This is a genomic window from Domibacillus indicus, from assembly GCF_023715895.1.
Lineage (GTDB): Bacteria > Bacillota > Bacilli > Bacillales > Domibacillaceae > Domibacillus > Domibacillus indicus_A.
The window spans coordinates 1-473 of record NZ_JAMBOO010000080.1 but is presented as its reverse complement, the minus strand read 5'-3'; the positions used below and the strand labels follow the sequence as shown (position 1 = coordinate 473).

The window sequence follows — 473 nt, the reverse complement described above, 5'->3', positions numbered from 1 at the left end:
ACTTCATAGTCAGGTGGCAATAGCGAAGAGGTCACACCCGTTCCCATCCCGAACACGGCCGTTAAGCTCTTCAGCGCCGATGGTAGTTGGGGGTTTCCCCCTGTGAGAGCAGGACGCCGCCTGGCAAAAGAATTACATATGCTGCTCTTTTTATGGTTGCAAAAACATAAAAAACAACATTAATTCTCAAATAGTTATTGACTAATTAGCGAAAAAATGATAATATATAATAGTTGTCGTTAAAACATTTCTATTCCGCAGTAGCTCAGTGGTAGAGCAATCGGCTGTTAACCGATCGGTCGCAAGTTCGAGTCTTGCCTGCGGAGCCAATTCTAACAATATAAAATGGCCCCTTGGTCAAGCGGTTAAGACACCGCCCTTTCACGGCGGTAACACGGGTTCGAATCCCGTAGGGGTCACCATTTGGAGGATTAGCTCAGCTGGGAGAGCATCTGCCTTACAAGCAGAGGGTC

General features: G+C 46.9%; 2 tRNA genes and 1 rRNA gene. All 3 read left to right on the top strand.

From position 1 onward, the window contains the following. Nucleotides 1-9: 9 nt before the first annotated feature. A 5S ribosomal RNA gene (gene rrf / locus M3221_RS25630) occupies nucleotides 10-125 on the top strand. Nucleotides 126-254: 129 nt separating this feature from the next. Beyond that, a tRNA-Asn gene (locus tag M3221_RS25625) sits at nucleotides 255-329 on the top strand. An 18-nt stretch (nucleotides 330-347) separates the two neighbouring features. Then, nucleotides 348-422, top strand: a tRNA-Glu gene (locus M3221_RS25620). The last annotated feature ends 51 nt before the right edge of the window (nucleotides 423-473 follow it).